The sequence below is a fragment of the Stenotrophomonas sp. YJH_SMC_91 genome, assembly GCF_059368495.1.
The window spans coordinates 145,215-162,278 of sequence record NZ_JCAFRT010000011.1 but is presented as its reverse complement, the minus strand read 5'-3'; the positions used below and the strand labels follow the sequence as shown (position 1 = coordinate 162,278).

Below are 17,064 nucleotides of genomic sequence, written 5' to 3'. Positions count from 1 at the left end.
TCGGACGTGTTCGACTACATCGAGATGTTCTACAACCCGATCCGCCGGCATGGTTCCGCTGGCGGCGTGTCACCGGTAGAGTTTGAAAGGCGCTACGCGCAGAGCGGCAACTGAGTGTCTACAGAACTCTGGCCGGTCCAAAGACTCAGTTTCTGATGCCAGTGCTACCCAGCGTGCCCTGGCATCGATGGAGAAAGACACCACTTCACGAGTAATGACTCCCGAAGCTGACAGCTCCTTGTACTTGTACAACAGCTCAGAGATCCGATCATGGAATGCCGGCAAATGCTCCCACACCGGTTCCACGTCCTCGATTCGCCGATAGCCCATCATGGAGCGAGGCCACGCGACCAAATAGCGTGCCCAGTGCCCACTCCCCTTTGCGACAGAGCCTCGCCTATTGAGGAACTGCTTGAGCGGTTCGTACTGGGTCATGATGCTCACAGACACGCGCGGATTCATCGCAATCAGATGCTCGTTCTCCGCTCGATCCAACGGCATCATTCCTGGTGAATCCCAGAGACGATTGAGCAAGCCCACATTCGCCATTGCCTCGCTCTTGAACAGCATGTGACCTTCATCAGTCGTGATGGCGATGGACTCACCATCACCCTGAACGGCCTCCATAATGGCCTTGGCCGTGATGTCCTGCCGCAGGAAGCAGCGCAAGCGAGGCTGCAGAGGTTTCTTTTCTGCGTACTCCTTCAGCTGTGACTCGAGTGCTTCCGCAGACTTACCTGCTGCAACTGCTTTACTGATCGCGCTCCTCAACCCCTTCATCTTGGCCGTCCAGAGTCCGTACTCGATCTCATAAGCCTCAGTCTGCTGCTTGAACGCAGTCATCGCCTTCGTATCTGCATTGCGGAAAGGCGCCTGCAGCAGCTCGAACACCGTCGACTTGCGCTCACCAGACTCAGCAACAAGCATCAAATTCTGTGTTACAGGCCGGGTCTGCCCGGTTGGCAACTTGACATCAATCAGCCCCTGGCAAGCCATCGAAATGGCATTGATAAGACCCATGCCAACCATGGCATCGGGAACTTGCACGTTGCGGAGGAGCTCAAGACCAGCCTCACGAGCAACATGGTGAAAGGTTTCCAGAGGATATTTGGGGGCATAACGCTGCCGATTAGTAGTCATCATGCATCCTCCCCTGTCGTCTCAGCAGAGGTGTTTTCTTCTGCCTCGACCAACAGCTGGCCACAACTCTGGCACCGGGTAGCATCGCCATCCGCATGGCGACGAGCACGCTCCTCCTTGAGCAGCTTTCGGAACTGAATCAGGTTCAGCTCATGCTTGTACGCAGCATTGAACTGATCTACCAAGATCTTCTTGCGCATCTTCCTTGCTATGTGCTCTTCCAGGATCGGATAGGCCTCCCTGAAATCCTGCTCAAGCTTGTTCTTCCCCTTGGACAACTGCTCACCAAGAGCGTGCGTGAGTGCGTCAAGCGGCGAGGTGTGGCTCACGAAATTAGTCATCATCACTTCGCCTCCTTCGCACGGCGGAACTTGACGGCACGCCCTTCAGCCCATGCCATGGCCTCATGCGTCCAGTAGAACTTCGGGGACAGTTCGCTGTCATAAAGCGGAATGCCCTTCGGGAAGTCCGGATCGGACTTCATGAGTTCGTAGGCCTTGCTCCTGCTGACACGCAGCAGCTTGATCAGCTCCTTCAAGCGCAGCGTCGGGCTATCCGGCCAACCTGCTTTCCCAGCACTGTTGTTCTCTTCGGCCAAAGTCATGCTTTTGTCTACGCCCTGGCGCAGACTGGACGTCATGTGCTTCATTTGTTGATTCCTTCGTTGTGTTGAACGTTTCAGGAAGGAATCCGGCCGGTTTCCTATCGAAGGTGATTGGCCTCCGACGTGATCAGTGTCGATATGCTGCTGTTGGGGGTACAGGGAAAAAAAATCCAGGTTTTTTCCAGGGACGCGCACAACCGACCAGATCAAAGAAAAATCAAACACTTACATGCCAGGGAGCTTTCGCTCCCTGGCATGTCTCGTCCTCTGCGCCCACAAACCGGTCCGTTCCATCCGATGTCCGCTCAGGACCTGAACTGCCTCTTGTCCGTACCTGATACAGATCCGTACCGGTACTGCTCCCCTACGACACCAACCGAGACGCTTGCGCTTCCAGCCTATCCTTGAGACTTTCCTTCGCAGGAGCCTGTGCAACCTCGCCATGCCCTGACGGATAAAACTCCTCGACCACGGCCGGCACGTCTTCGTCCAGATCCTCGAAGGCTCCATTTGCGAAGCCCTGTCTCGCTGCCTCATCCAGTGCAGCTTGGTCGATCCCCGCCGCAGCTCTTGCGGCGTGTCGGTCCACCGCCTCTGCGACCGCCGATTCGAGCGTCAGCCCGCTCCGAACCACCAGATCGACGTAGTAGATCGCTGATCGGTAGCTCATCGTCGTGGACTTGCCCCGCAGCTTCAGCTCGAGCGGCAGACAAGACAGTCTTCCGCCCGACACTGCACTGAGGTAGTGCAGGCGTGCTGCCAGTGTGCGGATGGTGTTGTAGGAAGTGGTACGCAGGACAAAGCTGCCCATCGCATCCCCCTCCCCGTCCCCAATGACCACGTTCAAACGTGCATATGCCTTGCAGCCCCCATTGGCAAACTGGCACGCATCCGGCCCCGGGCATGGCAACGTCTCCATGCCTTCAGGCCCAGCACGTCGACAGGTCTCTCCGTTGCCTACGCACAGCGGCCTTCCGTTCTCTCGGTTGAACAGTGAGTAGTCCGCCCGTAGGTTCAGTGTCGGGTCGTCGAAGAGCAGCCGTACCGGGATGGATCGCAGCTTGTTACCCTCCGATGCCTTCCGCAGCTCCTCATCCAGTGGATGTAGCACCCAGCCCTCGCGATTCTGGACCTGGCTGGTGAGGGTGAACTGATCGTCCTTCTCAGGTAGCCGCTTGCCATTGCGCTCCACTACCCGGCCGATGGAAATACGCCCAATCACGGGCGGCGTGATAGCCAATCCCTTCAGCATGATGTGACCTCTTTGATCGTGGTGTTGATCCGGAAGCGGCGCGAACCCGGACGGACTACCGTGTAGGCCGCAGCGATCTCCGGGTGCTCGGCTGCGAGCCGCTTGGTATCCAGTGACGTGCCATCCTTACTACGGCGGTAGATGACTTCTCCCAGTGAGCCGAACCGGGCAATGGAAGCGTCCCCCATGGCTTGCTGCAGTGTCTGCTTGAGCAGTTCTACCTGCTGCTCCTGCTCTGCAACTGCCTCAGTTAACGAGACGAGGTTGGTGAAGGTCTCGACCAATTCCGGGTCCTGACTGAAATCGACAACGGTGTCCTTGCCTGGGTACAAGCTCCGCAACGCCCTGGCCGCTGACTCCGAGCCATCGGCTGGTGGCTCGATGTCATTGATGACGTGCTCCCAGAACCGGGCCTCCAATACCACCAAGCGGCTGATGATCTCTTCGTCTCGCTCAATACGGTGGATCCTCAGCGCCTGGCCACACAGCAGCACTGCCACATCTGCTGCCTGCTTCCCCGTCACTGCCAACTGATGCTGTACCTGCAGCTGCACGTACTCGGGAACCCCGTCTTTCCACAGCCGAGAGCCGAACTCCCCTGCTGTCTTGCACTCAAGGATTTGGACCGCCGGGGAACCAATTACCTCTCGATCGAGGTTGGCCAGCATGTGCGGAAAGGTCGGATGCTGCAGAACGGCGTTGACCCGGCGTACCCGGTTCCCGGTGCGCTCCTGGTAGGCCGTGGCCACCATGGGTTCGAGCAGGGTTCCCCAGTAGCGGGGATCCTCTTGTCCAGGTGGGATCTCTTCCATTGGCTTGCGGCCCGTCTTCTCCTGCCACAGCTCCAGCTGGCTCTTGTAGGGGTTCAACCCGACGGCGGTGGCAGCATCCGAACTACCGATGCCGCCATTGCGGACCTCCAGCCACTGCTGGCGATCCAGTGAACGCGTATCAACCAAACGCAACGCGGTGTGCTTGCTCATTGGCAATCTCCGGAATAGAAAAGGCCGCCTTGATGGGCGGCCTTGGTCAGGTCTTTCATTTCAAGCTATCGATGTGGGCAAGATGAATGGGCGAAGCGACAGCACTGATCGCTGCAGCTCTGTCAGACCATGCCTTGAGAGGCCATCGAGACCACCTCATGGCTGGTGACAACGAAATGGTCCAACAGCCTCACGTCCACGGTGTCCAAGGCAGCCTTCAGCCGCGCCGTGACTGCCCGATCTGACGCAGAGGGCTGCAAGCTACCGCTTGGATGGTTGTGAGCCATGAGTACCGCCGATGCATTGTGGGCAAGTGCCCTCTGAACCACGATCCGAGGATGGACCTCGGCTGCATCAATCGTCCCTGAGAAAAGCCGCTCAACTGCGATGAGCTGGAACTGCGTGTTGAGAAAGGCAACCTCGAAATGCTCGCGGTTTTCGCCTCCCAGACGTAGCCGGAAGAACAATGCACCCTGGGTTGCTCCTCCCAGCACCTCCCCTGGCAACGATGCCCGTTTCTGCAGGATCTGCAGCGCCCTCGCAATCGTCCTGTCCTCACGTACCCGGATCCTGCTCTCCTCCTCATCGGATCCGGCCCTTGATGTGGTCATGTGATAGGCCTGCGCTTCCATCAGGCCACCAACTTCATCACTTCATCCCACGCGCGCTGCTTGAGCTGAGCTCCAGCACCGAACCATGCCGCATCACGGCGGTGATCATCGCTACGAGCTCGTCGGTGGTGGTCAACGTACTCCGTGACGCTGTTGAGTACGCCCCAGGCCGTTGCACGGCTGGAAGGCAACAACGCGCCTCGACCGCCGCCCTCATACAGGGCACGGACACTGGCCAGCGCCTGTTCGTTGACGACCTCAGCGGTGCTGCCCTGGCCTTGGTAGGTAAGCACCCGTCGCAACAGACCATCGACCGTATCGGGGTCAACTGGACGGTCGCAGAGGGCTTTCATGCGAGCCACGAAGCTGTCCCATGTCGAGACGGTGATCCCCAACTGCCGCTTCACGGCATCCGGGTCGAACTGACTACGATGCGGGACCTTGATGGCTCCGCTGCTGTCTCCCAGAGCGATCTGCAGGGTGTTGTTGCACACCACGCGCACCGAGGTGAACTGCGCCGTGGTGGCCAACGTGCCGTCACAGGCAGTAGCAAGCAAAAGATAGCCATCCACCCGGTCACGCCCCTTGAGCGACGTGCTCTGGCCCGTCCGAGCCATGGCCCAGAACTTCTTGCCACCCTTGAGCACCCCCGCCGTCTCCAGCTCAAAGCCACTGTGCTGCGTCAGGTCACGGTAGAACTCCAGGATCTCTCCCGGCTGGACCACCTTGAACCGCTTGGAGACGACTGCCAGCGGCTCCCTGGTATCGGAGCGATAAAGAACCTTCTGCTCCGGGAAGGAGTGGATGGCACCGATGGCATTGCTGCCCGTGATGAAGCGGACCTCGGAGTCCTCGATTTGCCAATCCATACCAGCCTGACGCTTCCAGACCTCAATGGGCTGGTGCTGTTCAAGCTTATTGCCCAGACCATGCCACGGCTTAGCACCCGCATAAGCCATTGTTTCAACCAGATGCATCGTATTTTCCTCGCTTCTTATGGCACAAACGCACAAGGCCCGGACGATGCCGGGCCTTGTGCGTATGCCAATGCAGTATCAATTAAAGGGTTCGATGTCTTCACTGCCCGAAGACAGAGCACACCGAGCAACCGCAGCGATGATGGAGGCTGCGACAACCAAAACACAGTACAGACAATCGGATCTTTCTTTCATACAGCCATACCCAAGGAAGATGCTTCATTGCGGAGCATCGACACGCGAAGCCAGCAACCACCGGCATCAACTGGGTGATATGTGTCTGAATTTATTTATATTACGCATCCGCAACTGCCCCAAACAAGGTTGAAAGCGGTGCACTATCGATCGTCTGAGTGGTCATCCTCCGCCTCTTTTAGTAATACTGCCGGATGTAGCTGTAGGCTTTCTCGAACAGCTCCTCATCCGCGTGCAGCTTGTATTTGAAGAGGGCCTTGCGCAGTGCCTTCTTGACTTCACGCTCACCGGCCTGCGTGCCTTGCCAGCCCGGGAAGCGGACTAGTCGCACAATCTCGTCGATGTCGGCGACCACACGTTCCACCATGATGGGTGTCTCGGCCGTCTTGACCTCGTTGAACAGCTCGGTGAGCGCCGCCTTGCCGCGATCCTCGTCCTCTTCGGGCGGGACATCCTTCTCGGCTTGCAGCGTTTCCTTGGCGATCTCCAACAACTGCTTCAGAAACTCCACGCTGTTGATCTGACCAGACTCGAACCGGTCTTTCAGCGCATCAAGCCGTTCCGACAGCTTCTTGAACTTGGGGTTGCCGCCATGCCCACGCAGTCGGCGCTTGAGCTTGATCTCGATCTCCTTGGCCTTCTTCGGGTCGGGGTTCGACAGCACGGCCTCCAGCAGATCAGCGTCCAGCACCAGGGTGTCAAGGTCATCCCGCACGGCGTCCACATGCACGTTCTGGTGAATCAGCTCGATGGTCTTGGCGCCCAGCGAATGCCAGATCAGCTTGCCGTGGCCACTGGAGGGCTGCACCGACTGGTACACCTGCGACAACCACTTGTAGTCCTTCTCGAAGGGGCCCAGAACGGTGTCCGGTGACAGCGCCTCCCAGATCTTGTTGAGCACGCTGTACTCAGCAGCAAAGTTGTCTCGAACCTCGTTGTTGGGCAGGCACTGCTGAGCCGCGATCAGGCCCTCATAGCCTTGCAGGGTACGATCACAGCCGGTGAAAAAGGCCAAGCATTTCTGCATCGCCTCAGGCAGCTTGTCCTTCAACTCCTGGATGTTGCTGACCACCTGCTTGACGCTCTGGTCGTCAAATTCCAGCGCCGCCGCCACATCATCGAAGATGCCGAGGTAGTCGACGATCAGGCCATGGGTCTTCTGCTCGGAGTAGGTGCGGTTCACCCGGCAGATGGCCTGCAACAGCGTGTGGTCGCGCAGCGGCTTGTCCAGGTACATGGCCTGCAGGATGGGCGCGTCGAAGCCGGTCAGCAGCTTGGCCGTGACGATGATCAGCTTCAGCGGGTCGGCCGGGTCGCGGAAGCGATCGAGCAGCCGTTCTTCCTCATCGCGTGAACGGTCGTAGGCCGCGTACTCTGGGTGTTCCTTCTTGTCCGCCGCCTGCACCGACATCACGATGTCTGTAGCCTCGGGCGGCAGCAGCTTGTCTAGCTCGGCCTTGAATAGTAAGCAGGATTCCCGGTCAAAGGTGACGATCTGCCCCTTGAAGCCGTTGGGCTCCACCTTGGTCTGGAAGTGCTCGACGATGTCCTCGCAGATCTTGCGGATGCGCTCGGGCGTCTTCACCAGCACGGCCATCTTGGCGGCGGTCTTGGCGAGGTTGTCTTTGTCCAGATCTGACAGGCCGCCGGTCAGGTCTTTGTAGGCGGCGTCCAGGGCGGCCTTGTCGATGTGCAGATCGATCAAGCGCGGTTCGAAGTGCAGTTTCAGCGTGGCACCATCGCGGATCGACTCCTCGAAGCCGTAGCGGCTCATGTAGCCCTTCTCATCCTCGTCGGCTCCGAAGGCGTAGAAGGTGTTGCGGTCGGCACGGTTGATCGGCGTACCGGTCAGACCGAACAGAAACGCGTTGGGCAGGGCCTCACGCATCTTGCGGCCCAAGTCGCCTTCTTGCGTGCGGTGGGCTTCGTCCACCAAGGCGATGATGTTGCTGCGGTCGTTCAGGCTGCCCCCTTTTGTTGAGTTGGGGCCCTCGCCGAACTTGAAGATCGTGGTGATGATGATCTTGCGCACATCCTGCGCCAGCAACTGCTGTAGCTTCTCGCGGCTATCTGCCTTTTCCAGATTGGGAATGTCCGCTCCGGTGAAGGTGCCGGTGATCTGGCTATCGAGGTCGATCCGATCCACCACGATCAGCACCGTGGGGTTCTTCAGGCCCGCATGCATGCGTAGCTTCTGTGCGGCAAACACCATCAGCAGCGACTTGCCCGAGCCCTGGAAATGCCAGATCAAGCCCTTCCTGGGGTAGCCCGCCAGCACACGCTCGACGATCTTGTTGGCCGCTTCAAACTGCTGGTAGCGGCAGATAATCTTGATGCGCTGCTTTTTCTTGTTGGTGGCGAACAGGGTGAAGCTGCCGAGGATGTCCAGCACCACATGCGGGCGCAACATGCTCTCAGCGGACAGCTTGAGCGACTTCAGCGGGTGGTGCTGACCATCCTCCCCATTGCCATCCAGATGCCACGGCCCCCAATCCTTGACCGGCAGGCCGATGGACCCGTAGTGGTAAGCCTTGCCTTCAGTCGCCACCGAGAACACGTTGCAGACGAACAGCTCAGGCACGAACTTCTCATAGTCGTCGTGCACCTGCACCGCGCCATCGACCCAGCTGATGCACTTCTTGACAGGCGTCTTCGCCTCGATCAGCACCAACGGCAGTCCGTTAACCAAGAGCACCAGATCCGCGCGGCGCTCGGTGGGGCCTGCGCGGTAAATGAACTGCTGGGTGACGGTGTACTGGTTCTGCGCCAGATCATCCAGGTCGATCAGCCGCACCGGCACATGCTCGTTGTTGGGGCCGAAGGGCATCGAGCGCTCACCGCGCATCCAGGCGGTCATTTCCTCGTTGGCGCGGATCAGGCCATCCGATCGCACCGACAGCACGATGGCGCGCAGCTTGTAGAGCACCTCGTCGGCGCGGTCGGGCTGGGCGGCAATCTCGGGGTTTAGGCGGATCAGTGCATCGCGCAGCCAGGGTTCGACCAGCACTTCCTGGATCTGGCGCGGCACCTCAGACGGAGCAGCGTAGCGCCAGCCGATGCCTTTGGGGCTGGGACCGTAGCTGGCTTGAGGTTCCTGGGCGGTGTTGGCCGGGACAGCCTTGACTGGGCCGGCGAGCAGATCGCGGACGTAGGCTTCGACGGTGTTGGATTCAGTGAACATCCCAGCCCCCCAAAACTTCTTCCAAAATTGTTTTCTTGAGAGCCCTATTTGCCGTTTGACGCTGACTTAACGCACCCACGGAAGCTCTCATTGACGACAACTCATCGCTGATCGCAAGTTGCTCTTTGATTGGCATCACAGGTACAACGATTCTTTTTAAATCTGACCCGGCAATTCCTGCGACTGTAGTAAAGCTTCTTATCCGGGTGATCTGCTGAGTGCCTTTGGGGCTTCTCAGCCATTCAAAGATGAATTGCGGAAGAACGACTTCGGGATTAACTGTCACTCGGAGAATTGAGGATTCAAAAATTACCGGTTCCTGAAGGTCTCCGATCATTGAACACTTTCCTGCGCCTTCGAGAACAATCGAACGCCGTCCAAACAACAGATCATCCGGGGTGAGTTGGTACTTTGAAACTTCCTCTTGGGTAAGCTCCATGCGCTTCATGTCAATTGAACTGTCAATCGTGTCAAAGCCGAATAACTCACCCATGTTTACGATCTTCGTGCCTCGCCCTAGAAATTCCTGAGCCTTGTAAAGCCCGCTCTGTGGCTGCCGGGTCAATACCTTTTCGAATGAGACAAGATCGTATTTTCGATTTGAGAAAATTGCATTTGCATGCGAACACAATAGATCAAGGGCGCAGCGGTTGGCGGACGCGTAATTGTCATCAAGTGCGGAGTAGCTGGTCAGCACAGACAAGATCAATTTTTGCGCCTCCATTGACGGCAGTGCAAACTCAAAATCCGCCAAACTCGTCCAGTTAGTACGCGGGCTCAGTGAGCCCGCCGACGTGCCAACAGCGTGATCGAAGAAGGCATCGGTCTGGCAAATGAATGGCAGCAGCTCCGGCAGCAAGACCTGCGCATCCTTGGTCTCCAGCACGTAGATGTCCCCGGAACACACCCCAGAGAAATCCGCCACAGCCACCTTGCGCTGGTAAGCGCGTCGCTTGCCGAACAGCACCTGCCCCGGTTGAAACACGCTGGTGAAGGTCACGCCGTCAGCGACGCTGCCCCAACGGCGGATGCGCAAGTCACCGGGTTCGAGGTGTTCCAGACCGACGTAGCGTTCAATGCCATCAGAGAGCGGATCTTGGCTGCGGGCTTTCGAGAGGCGCACCACGTCGCCAAACTTCACTCGCTGCCAGCCTGGCTTTAATGTCTTGTTGTTCATATTTCTCGTCTCACAAACGGTGTGGCGTAGCCGAAGTACTCATTTTGAGCCGTGCGCTGCACATCCCAGCGCCTCGTATGTCCCGCTGGGCGCTCCCGTTGATCGGCATGCGTAAGGACCAAGCGCTTCTTGGCACGAGAAACCCCGACGAAATAGGCGCATCTGTTTTCGTCCTGATCACCAAAGAAGATTTCTTTTTCGACGGCCATGATGATGACCGAATCAAACTCAAGGCCCTTGCTCTTATGGATGGTCAGTATTCGCACTGCTTGGTCGTCTGAGAAGCGTTCGAGGGCTTTGGGCAAGTCAGGCTCCTGCTTTAGCAATTCCTCGATCCTGGCTTTGGTGTCACGAATCACCTCTTTCAACCGATCGTGCGACTCGTAGTCCGGGGAAAGCGACACCAGTGTTTCGATACTGACTTGCTTCAGGAATGCCTGAACAAACTTCCACCAGCCGGAGAAGGGCTCATCGACCAGCCCGGCAATGGCCGTTTCTTTTCGTTGCTGCTTGACGAGCCGATCAAGTTCCTTGCGTGCTGTCGACTGAATCTCTTCATCAGCAAACGGGATCAGCTGATTCATGAGCCGAATCCAGGCTTTGGGCTCGCGCTGACCATAGAGGCAGGACAGATAGTCCACGATCAAACGTGCAGCCGGCTCGACCGTGATGTCCTGCATCTGCTGCTCGTTGCGGAAGGGGATACCACGTGCCTCTAGAGCCGCCATCAGATGATCGGCGTACAGGTCGAGCTGATTGCGAATCAGGACCGCAATTTCCGCGGGGGGCAGCTGCTCGGTCTTTATCCAGCCTTCAATCAAGTCTGCGAGATAGTCTGCCTCCTTCCGACTGTCTTCGAAGCGACACGCGAATACCTCGCCCTCGTCGCCGGCAAGCTGCTCATCAGGCATGACGGATGAAGGGTCAAGTCTGCGAATAATCTCGTTCTGCAGGCGCAGCAGTCGGGGCTTTGAGCGAAAGTTGCGGTACATATTGAGCGGCGTGGCAGCAAAGTCAGCAACGAAAGCCTGAAAGATGCCGTCCATGGCCCCCGCCCAACCCATGATCTTCTGCTTGGTGTCGCCCACGGCGGTCAAGCGAATGCTCGTACCATGAAACGCGAGCTTGAGCAGCTCGTACTGCAGGTTTGTACAGTCCTGGAATTCGTCGAGGAAGACGTCGCTGTAGGTTTGACGGATGGCGTTTCTGGCAATGCTGGAACTTTTCAATATCTCAACCGCAAACGGTACAAGCTCATTAAATGTGATTTGATCATGACTAACCCTCTGAGCTCCAATCTTGTATCCAGCATTAAGGGCGTCGACTCCCTGAAGAACGGGACGGAATCTATCAATGATTCGCTTGGCAAATGCATGGAAGGTGTAGCTGTCAAATCGCGTAGCCAGCTCTGGGCCGCAGCGTCGCTTGACCCGCTCTTTCAGGTTGCTGCTGGCATCGACCTTGAACGAGATGGCCAGTATGCGTTTGGGATAACGACAGGTTCCAGTGCGCAGCAGGAAGTCTGCCCGCTGCGCAAGCATTTCTGTCTTTCCAGCACCTGGGCCAGCGGTGAGCGCAAGACTGCACGCCCGTTCCTTGGCTGCGCGCAGGGCATTGGGTTCAAGCGTCAGCCCATCCGCAGCATTCCAGGTATCGACCGCAATCACTCCGGCAACCCCGCGAGCTTGGCGATGACGGCATCAGCTAATCTGCTCAAGGATGCTGGCATGTCTTCCAGCAATTTCTCATCGGTCAGTTGGGCCAGTGCATCGATATGGGCTGCAGGTTTGCTACCCAACTTGAAGAGCTGATGGTAAGTGTTAAATAGCTTCTGTTCACCTTTGCTGTACTGGCTTGCGTCGTGGTGACTTTTACCCAAGACAGCTTTGATCGTGGATTCCTCGGGATCTTCCTCTGCCACGCCATACGCATCTGGGTACGCAAGCAACATAGCGAAATCCAGATCCATGGGGTATGAGAAGTACACATCTCGTTCTTCGAGCGCCGCAAGATAGTTTCCGTAATCCCGGACTTTGTGGGTGGCATCTTTCCAATTGGGGATGACATGGCCGGCGGGGAGGACCTTGCTCGGCTCATGCAAAGCCAACTGGTCATTGGCGTACTTGATTCGCCCCCAGCCTGCGGTATAACGAGCCACATCCAGATCAAGGAGGGTCAGATACGGAATCTGCAAAGCCGACAGCAGGCGCCAGAAGTGATTAACATGCCTGCCTCCTAGCGGCGCAATCGTGACTGCAGACTCATCAACCGGCGCTCCTTTGACCTGCAGCAGGCGTGGCAACACGATCTCTTCGCTATCGCCTTCGCCCAGGACGACGAGCCGCGAGAAATAGACCTCAGGAAATGCCTGGACGGCTTCCCGCACAAATTTGTGTGCGTCGTCCGCGGTGTCGGGCAACTGGATATGGGTAACGCGCGATGTTCGCCCCTCGGTCAGACGCAGGTACCGGATCCGTTCGGGGGCTACGCGCCGCAGCATCGACGGCGCATGCGTGGCGATGAGGGCCTGGGCGTCCGGGTGCTGAACCATGGTGCTTAAAGCACTAACGATCCGCCCAAGGTAGTGCGGGGAGAGGCTGTTTTCGGGCTCCTCAACGGCAACCAGCGTAAAGACAGGTGGCCGCAACTTGTCGGCATCGAATGATGTGTCCTCTTCAGCCAGTACGGCGCGACCAATGGCCTGTGACGACAGCACGAGGGACAGGTAGAGCATCGACTTCTGACCATCACTCAGGCGTGAGAAGTCCACCAACTGCTCATCGTGCCCGGGCGAAAAGGAAACCGACATATGCCTCAACAAGGCTTCAACCTCAGAGGCCACGAAAGTGATTTTCGGGTCGGTAAAGAAACTGCCTTTGTGCAAAGTGTCCCAAGCCGCTTTCAAGCTTGTGCTGAATGCATCTACCGATGGGTTGGCCGCCAGACTGTCGCTGATTTGGTCAGTGAGCCCCTTGATGACATCACGCTCTGCATCCCAGTTCACCGCACGCAGCATGCGCCCGAGCAACGCATTGGCGCCGTAGGCAATGTGATCAGCTGGGTCACGGCGGGCGGGCAGGTAGTGGACATGGATATGGTTGCGCTCAGACCGGGGCACTTGCGCTGTGTTAAGCGGCGAACCATCTGCATTGATGTCCAAGACATAGACCAAGGTCTCTTCTATGTCGCCATCCGGTCCCATGGTGGCACTGAGGCGAAAGCGCACACGCGGAATGCCATCCGCCTCATCAAGCCGCATGTGGCCAAAGTGAGGAGCAACGGTGCTGTTGTCTTCATCTTCCGCCAGCTCCGGGAAGAGGAAATCGGCCTCTATCCAGAGCTGGCGCTCTTCCGGCACCTTCTCCTCATCAAAGGGGACGTGAAAGTCTGATCGCAGGATGCGGCGCAAGGATGGATCGAAAGCAAACAGGCGGCACAGCGCTTGGAGCGCAGCTGTCTTACCTGAGCCGTTGGGGCCAATCAGGTAGGTAATATCATCCAGCTCGAGCTCGGTAGGCTCTACTCCAAAAGACTGGAAATTCGATAGACGAATCGTTTGAAGCTTCATACAGCGTCCTCTGCCTTTGAAACGCTATCCAACGTTTCCACAAGTACATCCATCTGTTGCCAGAAGACACGGCCGTCGTTTTGCCACTGCTCCCAGGACGTGCGCAGCGATATTGCCTCACCGTTGCTGTCGGTGGCACTGACTGCAGCAACACGCTTCACGTAGAGCGGGATTGACAGATTGCCAGCATTCGCGCCGATTTCTGCCAGGTTGGCGACCTTGGCGAAACCGGGCACATCCGCAAAGGTCTTGTAAGCGCTCAGGATGCGCTGCTGGTGCTCGGGCTTCAGAAAGCTCTGCGCCCGCTCCCGGGTGACCTCGTTCACCGCGTCGATGAAGATCACCTTGCCCTTGCGAGCTGCGACCTTCTTGCGGTTGCAGATGACGATGCACGACTCCATCGGGGAGTTGTAGAACAGGTTGGGGCCCAAGCCGATGACGGCCTCGACCCAGTCCTGCTCGACCATCTTGGCGCGCATGGCCTGTTCTTCATTACGGAACAACACACCGTGGGGCCAGAGCACGGCACAGCGCCCCTTGGCGGTGAGGCTGGTCAGGATGTGCTGCTGGAAGGCGTAATCGGCGCGGCCCTGCGGCGGCGTACCCAGGGAGTTGCGGCCCCACTTATCGCTGCTCCAGGCCTCGCGGTTCCACTGCTTGATGGAGTACGGCGGGTTGGCCAGGATCACGTCGAACTGGCGCAGGCGGTCGCCTTCGATGTGCTTGGGTTCGGCCAAGGTGTCACCCCGGATGATTTCGAAGTCCTCCACGCCGTGCAGGAACAGGTTCATGCGAGCGATGGATGAGGTAATGAGGTTGCGCTCCTGCCCGTAGAGCTTGAGCGTGCGGTACTCGCCGCCCGAGCGCTTCACTTCGTCCAAGGCCGAGATCAGCATGCCGCCGGTACCGCAGGTGGGGTCGTAGATCGACTCGCCGGCCTGAGGTGCAAGAAGTTGCGTCATCAAGTGGACGACGGTGCGGTTGGTGTAGAACTCGGCCGCCGTGTGGCCGGAATCGTCCGCGAACTTCTTGATCAGGTACTCGTAGGCGTTGCCCAACTCGTCCTCGGGGACGTTGGCCACCGAGAGCGTCTGCGTCGAGAAGTGCTCGATGAGGTTTTTCAGCGTTTCGTCGGGCAGACGCTCGCGGTTGGTCCAGGGCGCGTCACCGAAGATGCCGTCGAGCAGATCCGGGTTGGCGCTTTCGATGGCGCGCATGGCCTTCTGGATGGCGGCACCGACGTTCTTGGGTGCCTGGCGAACATCGTTCCAGTGCGCGCCCTCAGGAATCTGGAAGCGATGGTTCTCCGCGAACTGCGCGTAGGAGAGGTCGCCGCCTGAGTTGGCCAGGGCCGCTTGGTATTCTTCCTCCCACACATCCGACACGCGCTTGTAGAACAGCAGCGGGAAGATGAACTGCTTGTAGTCACCGGCGTCGATGAGACCGCGCAGCAGCACGGCGGCACCCCAGAGGTAGCTTTCGAGTTCTTGTTGGCTGATGCGGCTCATGCGCGCTTCCCCATATTGAGCGGATCAAGGTAGGCCTGAGCGTCCGAGAAAGCGGACAAACTGTTAGCCGCGTGAATCAGGTGCCGATAGCCCTCGTCCGACTTGCCAGCCTTCAATGCATTCATGCCGGTGATGATGTTGTCGCGGACAGTATTGGCCCAGATGGCGTAGCGCGCGGCCATGGCGTCCCCGCTCTCCATCTGATTGAGCAGCCCGCCCTCCAGCCGGCTTCTCAAGGAGTCGGTGCCCCCATCGTCATAGGCGGTTGAAACGACAAGGCGATCGGTTTCGTAGCGCGCCATGAGAGCGGCGAGGATGTCATCCGTGAGGTGATGCGCGGGCTTGGTCACTTGAGCCATCCCCCTTCAGTCATGACCTGCGCGAGTCGCTCTTCGGCTTCACGGCAGCGGGTGAGCGCGTCCTTGAATGCCGCGATAGCATCGGGCAGCGCTGGGATGTCTTCCTGCAATGGCGGCAGGACATAGCGCGAAATGTTCAGCGTCCAGTCTTCGGCCTTGATCTCGTCGAGGCTGACCACGCGGACTGCGTCCTGCACATCGGCAAAGCCGCGATACCAGCCGAGGATTTCGGTGGCGTGCTCGGGCTCCAGATAGTTTTGCGCACGACCCCGGCGGAACAGGCGTGACGCATCGGCGATCAGTACCTTCTTCTTGTGCTTGGCCGGCTTGCGCTTGCGCAGAACCAGGATGCACGCGGCGAGCCCGGTGCCGTAGAAAAGGTTGGGCGCCAAACCGATCACCGCCTCGACCAGATCCATCTCCAGCAGCTTCTGGCGGATGCTGCCTTCCACACCTTTGCGGAACAGGGCGCCCTGGGGCAGCACCACGGCCATCCGACCGCTGACGTCGGCCATCGACTTGACCATGTGTTGCACCCACGCGAAGTCACCGCTGGATGCCGGCGGCAGACCGGCAAAGTTGCGGCCGAAGGGATCGTTCAGCCACAGGTCCTCGCCCCACTTTTCCAGCGAAAACGGCGGATTGGCGATGACGCAGTCGAAGGTGGCCAGCCGGTCGCCCTCGAAGAAGGCCGGGCTGCGCAGCGTGTCACCACGCACCACATGGAAATCCTCGATGCCGTGCAGGAACAGGTTCATGCGAGCAATAGAGGAGGTGGTCAGGTTTTTTTCCTGGCCATAGAGCTTGCCCCACAGACGCTTGACGTCACCGTGGGTCTGGCGCACGTGCTCCACGGCCGCCAACAGCATGCCGCCCGTTCCGCAGGCCGGGTCATAGATCGTGTCTGCCTCCTTCGGGTCCAGCATGTCGATCATCAGGCGTACCACGCTGCGCGGGGTATAGAACTCGCCGGCCTTCTTGTTGGTGGCGTCAGCAAACTTCTTGATCAGGTATTCGTAGGCGTCGCCAAGCAGATCCGAGTTGACGTTCTTATTGCCAAACGGCAGCTTGGAGAAGTGCTCGATCAGGTCCTTGAGCAGGGCGTCAGACAGCCGATCCTTGTTCGACCACTGGGCATCACCGAACACGCCGTACAGGGTGTCGGGGTTGGCTTTCTCAATCTCGCGCATCGCGCGCTGAAGGGCCGCCCCGACATTGCTGGCCTTGGTGCGAACGTCGTTCCAGTGACAGTCTTCCGGGATCTGGAAGCGGTGCGACTCCGGAAACCAGGCTAGTTGCTCGTCGCCAGTCTCGTCGACAATCTCCTGGTATTCCTCGTCCCAGACATCGCAGATTCGTTTAAAGAACAGCAGCGGGAAGATGTAGGTCTTGAAATCAGCCGCATCCACCGGGCCACGCAGAATGTTGGCGGATTCCCAGAGGTGACCTTCGAGTTGGCTGAGGGTGATTTGTTGGTCGCTCAAACGAATAGCCCTTCTATATCAATGC

General features: G+C 58.4%; 15 protein-coding genes. 1 reads left to right on the top strand and 14 read right to left on the bottom strand.

The features are described 5' to 3' along the window. Positions 1-114: IS3 family transposase (locus tag AC5P5X_RS14605; protein ID WP_495216008.1), on the top strand; the 114-nt coding region annotated here is incomplete at its 5' end. On the opposite strand, the gene AC5P5X_RS14600 is transcribed toward AC5P5X_RS14605, so the two are convergent. From AC5P5X_RS14600 to AC5P5X_RS14535, 14 genes are all read right to left on the bottom strand, one after another. Then, on the bottom strand, positions 70-1,143 hold the full coding sequence (locus tag AC5P5X_RS14600; protein ID WP_495216007.1) for a YfjI family protein: 1,074 nt from the start codon (positions 1,141-1,143) through the stop codon (positions 70-72). The genes AC5P5X_RS14605 and AC5P5X_RS14600 overlap by 45 nt on opposite strands. Continuing rightward, the gene (locus AC5P5X_RS14595) at positions 1,140-1,484 is read right to left on the bottom strand and encodes a hypothetical protein (RefSeq protein WP_062607661.1); all 345 of its coding nucleotides are present in this window, start codon (positions 1,482-1,484) and stop codon (positions 1,140-1,142) included. Before AC5P5X_RS14595 ends, AC5P5X_RS14600 begins: the two co-directional genes overlap by 4 nt. Further along, entirely contained in the window at positions 1,484-1,789 is a 306-nt protein-coding gene (locus tag AC5P5X_RS14590) for an AlpA family phage regulatory protein (protein WP_070473787.1), read from the bottom strand. Before AC5P5X_RS14590 ends, AC5P5X_RS14595 begins: the two co-directional genes overlap by 1 nt. 319 nt (positions 1,790-2,108) lie before the next feature. Then, a complete protein-coding gene (locus AC5P5X_RS14585; protein WP_070473785.1) occupies positions 2,109-2,996 on the bottom strand; it encodes a recombination directionality factor in 888 nt (295 codons plus the stop codon). Beyond that, positions 2,990-3,979, bottom strand: a complete 990-nt coding sequence (locus tag AC5P5X_RS14580; protein WP_070473783.1) for a YqaJ viral recombinase family nuclease — start codon at positions 3,977-3,979, stop codon at positions 2,990-2,992. Before AC5P5X_RS14580 ends, AC5P5X_RS14585 begins: the two co-directional genes overlap by 7 nt. A gap of 122 nt (positions 3,980-4,101) precedes the next feature. Further along, positions 4,102-4,611: a JAB domain-containing protein gene (locus tag AC5P5X_RS14575; protein WP_225792103.1), complete on the bottom strand. Its 510-nt coding sequence runs from the start codon at positions 4,609-4,611 to the stop codon at positions 4,102-4,104. After that, the gene (locus AC5P5X_RS14570; RefSeq protein ID WP_135965900.1) at positions 4,611-5,567 is read right to left on the bottom strand and encodes a DUF932 domain-containing protein; all 957 of its coding nucleotides are present in this window, start codon (positions 5,565-5,567) and stop codon (positions 4,611-4,613) included. Before AC5P5X_RS14570 ends, AC5P5X_RS14575 begins: the two co-directional genes overlap by 1 nt. 373 nt (positions 5,568-5,940) lie before the next feature. Then, the gene (locus AC5P5X_RS14565) at positions 5,941-8,943 is read right to left on the bottom strand and encodes a type I restriction endonuclease subunit R (protein WP_495216006.1); all 3,003 of its coding nucleotides are present in this window, start codon (positions 8,941-8,943) and stop codon (positions 5,941-5,943) included. Continuing rightward, entirely contained in the window at positions 8,933-10,120 is a 1,188-nt protein-coding gene (locus AC5P5X_RS14560; protein ID WP_495216005.1) for a restriction endonuclease subunit S, read from the bottom strand. The genes AC5P5X_RS14565 and AC5P5X_RS14560 overlap by 11 nt, the downstream gene beginning before the upstream one ends. Next, positions 10,117-11,787 (bottom strand): UvrD-helicase domain-containing protein, encoded by a 1,671-nt coding sequence (locus AC5P5X_RS14555; protein WP_495216004.1) that lies wholly within the window; start codon positions 11,785-11,787, stop codon positions 10,117-10,119. The genes AC5P5X_RS14560 and AC5P5X_RS14555 overlap by 4 nt, the downstream gene beginning before the upstream one ends. Further along, positions 11,784-13,688: an ATP-dependent nuclease gene (locus AC5P5X_RS14550; RefSeq protein ID WP_495216003.1), complete on the bottom strand. Its 1,905-nt coding sequence runs from the start codon at positions 13,686-13,688 to the stop codon at positions 11,784-11,786. Before AC5P5X_RS14550 ends, AC5P5X_RS14555 begins: the two co-directional genes overlap by 4 nt. Further along, positions 13,685-15,196: a type I restriction-modification system subunit M gene (locus AC5P5X_RS14545; protein ID WP_495216002.1), complete on the bottom strand. Its 1,512-nt coding sequence runs from the start codon at positions 15,194-15,196 to the stop codon at positions 13,685-13,687. Before AC5P5X_RS14545 ends, AC5P5X_RS14550 begins: the two co-directional genes overlap by 4 nt. Further along, the gene (locus AC5P5X_RS14540; RefSeq protein WP_161613631.1) at positions 15,193-15,546 is read right to left on the bottom strand and encodes a hypothetical protein; all 354 of its coding nucleotides are present in this window, start codon (positions 15,544-15,546) and stop codon (positions 15,193-15,195) included. Before AC5P5X_RS14540 ends, AC5P5X_RS14545 begins: the two co-directional genes overlap by 4 nt. Further along, on the bottom strand, positions 15,543-17,039 hold the full coding sequence (locus AC5P5X_RS14535) for a type I restriction-modification system subunit M (protein ID WP_495216001.1): 1,497 nt from the start codon (positions 17,037-17,039) through the stop codon (positions 15,543-15,545). The genes AC5P5X_RS14540 and AC5P5X_RS14535 overlap by 4 nt, the downstream gene beginning before the upstream one ends. Positions 17,040-17,064 lie beyond the last annotated feature (25 nt).